The organism is Frigoribacterium sp. Leaf44 (assembly GCF_001421865.1).
Taxonomy (GTDB): Bacteria; Actinomycetota; Actinomycetes; order Actinomycetales; family Microbacteriaceae; genus Frigoribacterium.
The window spans coordinates 865,819-870,180 of the sequence record NZ_LMLG01000006.1 but is presented as its reverse complement, the minus strand read 5'-3'; the positions used below and the strand labels follow the sequence as shown (position 1 = coordinate 870,180).

Annotated in this window: 5 protein-coding genes; 2 read left to right on the top strand and 3 right to left on the bottom strand. The window is 74.7% G+C overall.

What is annotated here, in order from left to right; translation table 11 throughout:
• Positions 1-142 precede the first annotated feature (142 nt).
• A complete protein-coding gene (locus ASE87_RS12640; protein ID WP_056229622.1) occupies positions 143-1,384 on the top strand; it encodes a hypothetical protein in 1,242 nt (413 codons plus the stop codon).
• Positions 1,385-1,646: 262 nt separating this feature from the next.
• Here ASE87_RS12640 and ASE87_RS12635 read toward each other — a convergent pair whose 3' ends face one another.
• Genes ASE87_RS12635 through ASE87_RS12625 form a run of 3 tightly spaced genes read right to left on the bottom strand, consistent with a single transcriptional unit; the run spans position 1,647 to position 3,308 of the window.
• The gene (locus ASE87_RS12635) at positions 1,647-2,249 is read right to left on the bottom strand and encodes a GIY-YIG nuclease family protein (protein WP_369814010.1); all 603 of its coding nucleotides are present in this window, start codon (positions 2,247-2,249) and stop codon (positions 1,647-1,649) included.
• Between the two features lie 48 nt (positions 2,250-2,297).
• Positions 2,298-2,531, bottom strand: coding sequence for a PLDc N-terminal domain-containing protein (locus ASE87_RS12630; RefSeq protein WP_137848241.1), 234 nt, complete (start codon positions 2,529-2,531; stop codon positions 2,298-2,300).
• A gap of 33 nt (positions 2,532-2,564) precedes the next feature.
• A complete protein-coding gene (locus ASE87_RS12625; RefSeq protein WP_056229616.1) occupies positions 2,565-3,308 on the bottom strand; it encodes an SDR family oxidoreductase in 744 nt (247 codons plus the stop codon).
• A 173-nt stretch (positions 3,309-3,481) separates the two neighbouring features.
• Between ASE87_RS12625 and ASE87_RS12620 the strand changes: the two genes are divergently transcribed.
• Positions 3,482-4,327, top strand: coding sequence for a helix-turn-helix transcriptional regulator (locus tag ASE87_RS12620; protein ID WP_043594713.1), 846 nt, complete (start codon positions 3,482-3,484; stop codon positions 4,325-4,327).
• Positions 4,328-4,362: the final 35 nt, after the last annotated feature.

The following is a 4,362-nucleotide window of genomic DNA, read 5'->3' as shown; positions in this document are numbered from 1 at the left end:
GGGTCGGGCCGGCTCGGGCCGGGTCGGGCCGGCTCGGCTCGGGCCGGCTCGGCTCGGGCCGGCTCGGCTCGGGCCGGCTCGGCTCGGGCCGGCTCGGGCCGGCTCGGGCGCGAGTGTCGGTGGCCCGTCGTAGCGTGTGCGCGTGCCCGAGCCGATCGCCGCCTGGTGGGCGCGACGCCGGACGTCGCGCGGCCTCGCCGTGCCCTACCCGGTGGGCAGCTATCGCGAGGCCTGGGCGTCGTACCCGGTGCTCGTGCGGCAGTACCGGCCCGAACACAACGGCGGCATCGTGCTCAGCCAGATCCCGCCCGCGGCCGACGTGTGGCTGTGCTGGCTCTGCGACGCGGGCCACGTGTTCGTCGCCACCCCCGACGAACAGCGGCATCGGCCCGGGCGTGAGCGACGCCGATCGTCGTGGTGCCCCGAGTGCAGCGAGCTCGCCGCGCCGCGCGCGCTGCCGATGCGGCCGCCGATGGCGCCGGCGGCGGTCGTCCGGGCGCAGGCCGAGGGCATGCCGGCGCAGGGCCCGAGCGCACCGGGTCAGGCCTCGCCGGCACCGGGTCAGGCCTCGCCGGCACCGGGTCAGGCCTGGGCGGCACCGGCTCAGGCCTGGGCGGCCCAGAGCGCAGGAGGCGCGGTGCCGACGGCCTCGTCACCCCCGCCCCGGCGTCGCCGCGGCTCGAGCACGGGCCTGCCCTCGACGACTCCGCGCGCGGATGCGAGCCGCAGTCCCGAGCACTCCCGCGCCTCCCCCACGGAGGGCGCCTCCCCGCCCGCCGACGCCGCCCGCACCGGGCGTCCCTCCCCGCCCGCCGAGGTCGCCCGCACCGAGCGCGCGTCTCCGTCGACCCGTGCCTCGCGGCCGACCCGTGCCTCGCGGCCGACCCGCGCCTCCCGGCCGTCCCGCGCCTCCCGGCCGGTGTGTGACAAGACGCCGGCGCTGCCGACCGGCACACCCTTCGTCAGCGTGTGTGCCCCGAAGCCGGCGTCGGCGGTCGAGGCCGAGCTGCGGGCCGAACTGACGGCCCGGCTCGAGTTCGAGCCCGGCCTGAACGCGGTGCGCGTGGGGCGTCCGTTCTTCGACCACGTCGAGGTGTGGCCGGACATCGTGCTGAGCGAACTGCGGGTCGCGATCGAGTACGACTCGACCGGGCGGCACGGGCTCGAACACGTCGGGCACCGCGAGACCGCCGACCGCCGCAAGGACGCCGCACTGCGGGCCGCCGGCTGGGAGGTCGTGCGGCTCCGGACCGGAAAGCTGCCCGCGCTCGGCCCACACGACCTGCAGCTGCCGGGGCTGACGCGGCAGACGGTGCCCCTGCTGCTCGACGAGCTGCGTGCCATCCGCGGCCCGCTGCTCGTCGACGCCTACCTGCGCCGCTGAGCCCGCGCCCCGGGACGCCTCTGCCCGGAGTCCCCCGACCCGACTGCTCTCGTGCCCCTTGGTGTGCAAATCGCGACAACCCAAGGCAGACAAGCACTCCAGAGGGAGTGCTGAGCGGCGTGTCGCACCCGCGCTGTCGGGATTGGTACGCAACCAGCCCACGCGCCGGTCGGGTTCGGCCCGTCGGCAGCCGGGGCCCCGGTCGGGTTCGGCCCGTCGGCAGCCGGGGCCCAGGTCGGGTTCGGCCCGTCGCCAGTCGGGCTCAGCCGCGCAGGGCCAGCGCCTCGCTGCGCCAGCGGGCGTAGCGCTGCCACGGGTCATCGACGCCCTGCGCCAGGCCCGCGACGTGGGCGTCGAGCTCGGCGCTGCGCGCGAACCACTCGGTGCGGCCGAACCGGGACGCCGCGAACTGCCCGTGCCGCCGCCGTTCAACCAGGCGGTCGCCACGCTCGAAGGCCAGCAGCTCGTCGTGCCAGAGCGTGCCCAGCCGCTGTCGGGGGTTCGACGAGGTGCCGATCTTGATACGGTCCTCGAAGCGGATGTAGTAGACGACGTCGACCCGCACGACCCCGAGCTCGCCGTCAGGCACGTCGCCGTGACGCCACTCGCAGACAGCGCAGAGCCACCCCGACGGCCAGTGCACGCCGAGCCGCGACCCGCAGGCGAGGCAGGGGGACGGCAGCAGGTCGGTCACTCCCTCGCCCGACCCCTCGAGCGAGGCGGCCCAGTCGGCGGCGAGTGCGAGGTGCCGGTCACAGAGCGGCACGGGTGACGACGGGTCGACCGGACGACCGCAGGAGCGGTCGGTCAGCCGACCCGCGCCTCCTCGGCAGGTGTCGTCGGGTCGGGGCGTCGGGCTGGTCACCCCCGCAGGCTAGGTGCGGCCACCGACACCCGGCCGGCCGGGCCCGGCTCAGTCCTGCTCGTGGTCGATGCGCAGCCCGAGCGGGTGCGGCCCGAGCAGCAGCCAGACCGCACCGGCACCGAGCGGGAAGAGGACGGCGGCGACCGTCCAGACCGTGCGCTCGAGTTGCGTCGTGTCGGCGCGACGTCGGACGGCACGCACGATGCTGACGACGATGACGAGGTACACGACGGCCACGACGATCGCCACCACCGCCGGACCCCAGTCACCCCATGTGCTCATCCACCCAGCCTAGGGTGCTGACCTCAGCCTGCTTCAGTGACCGCTGAGCCGCGCCAGCACCGCGTCGTAGCGCCCCTCGGCCTCGGCGTTGCGCAGGAACTTCACGCGCTCGACCAGGATCTCGTGAGCGTCGGGCTGTGCCTCGAGCAGGGCCATGGTCTCGTCGAGGTACTCGTCGAGCGGCATGGCCGACGGGTCGTCCTGCTGGCCGAGAAGGGTGGTCTGCACGGCCGGCGGCACGAGCTCGACGACCTGCACGCTCGTGTCGGCGAGCTGCACGCGGATGCCCTCGCTGAACGAGTGGATCGCGGCCTTGGTCGCGTTGTAGGTCGGCGTGATCGGCAGCGGCACGCTCGCGAGCCCCGACGACACGGTGACGATCGAGGCGGCGGGCTGCGTCTGCAGGAACGACGTCCACGCGGCGATCAGGCGGATCGGCCCGAGCAGGTTCGTCGTGACGATCGCCTCGGCGGTCGGGAGGAAGTCGCCGGTCGTGACGTCCTCGGTCTGCATGATGCCGGCCATCGCGATGACGACGTTCGTCTCGGGCCAACGACGCTGCACCTCGGCCGAGACGTCGACGACGGCCTGCGGGTCGGTGGTGTCGAGCTCGACGGCCTCGAGGCCGGGGCGGTCGCGGACGATCTCGTCGAGCAGGGCCCGCCGTCGGCCCGCCACGACGACGGTGTTGCCGGCTGCCTGCAGGCGCAGGGCGAGGCCCAGGCCGATGCCGGACGTGGCGCCGGGGATGAACACGGTGTTGCCGCTGATCTTCACGGTTGCTCCTTCGGGTGTGCCGCGCTCGGCGCGGCCGGTGGTGGTCGTCGCACCGACGTCGGTCGGGGGGACGACCACCACTCTGACCCGGGGAGGCGCGGTGCGGCAGAGAGCGCTCGTCCAGGGATCGGCGCTCCCTGGTTGGCGGGTGCCGCGGCTGACAGCATGGGGCCATGGACCGCGCCGACCTCGCCGACTTCCTCCGCCACCGCCGAGAGGCCCTGCGACCGTCCGACGTGGGGCTGCCCGAGGGCGTGCGGCGACGGACCGCCGGGTTGCGTCGTGAAGAGGTGGCGGGGCTCGTCGGCATGTCGACCGACTACTACGCGCGGCTCGAGCAGCAGCGTGGCCCGCAGCCGTCCGAGCAGATGCTCGTCGCCCTCACCAGGGGGCTGCGACTGAGCCTCGACGAGCGCGACCACCTCTACCGCCTGACCGGCCACCACCCGCCTCGCCGGACGCGCGGCGGCGACCACGTCAGTCCCGCGTTGCGGCGGGTGCTCGACCGGTTGGTCGACACCCCCGCGCTCGTCCTCAGCGACCTGGCCGAGACGCTCGCACAGAACCGCCTCGCGGTCGCCCTGCTCGGCGACCAGATGCGGCACGAGGGGCTGGCCCGCAGCGCGTTCCACCGGTGGTTCACCGACCCGGCCGAGCGCGCCTCCTACCCGGTCGAGGACCACGCGCACCAGCTCGAGCTGCAGGCCTCCGGGCTGCGGGCGGCGCTCAGCATGGCGGGCGGCGGAGGCCGACCGCGAGAACTCGTGGAGGCGCTGCTCGCGTCGAGCGAGGAGTTCGCGACGATCTGGGCTCGGCACGCCGTGCACCAACGCTTCGACGACCGCAAGACGCTGCTCCACCCCGAGCTCGGCCGGATCGAGGTCGACTGCCAGGCGCTCTTCACCGAGGACCAGTCGCAGACGCTGCTCGTGCTGACGGCGACGCCCGGGTCCGACGACGACGCCAAGCTGCGGTTGCTCGACGTCATCGGCGTGGGTCGGTTCGCCGAGCAGGGCTGAGAGCTCTCGACGCCCCGGCCTGCTCCGCACCCGCG

What these genes read in the sequence shown, in the direction of transcription:
- ASE87_RS12630 (WP_137848241.1), bottom strand. Translation starts at nt 2,531, where the DNA reads ATGAGCACATGGGGTGACTGGGGTCCGGCGGTGGTGGCGATCGTCGTG.
- ASE87_RS12620 (WP_043594713.1), top strand. Translation starts at nt 3,482, where the DNA reads ATGGACCGCGCCGACCTCGCCGACTTCCTCCGCCACCGCCGAGAGGCC.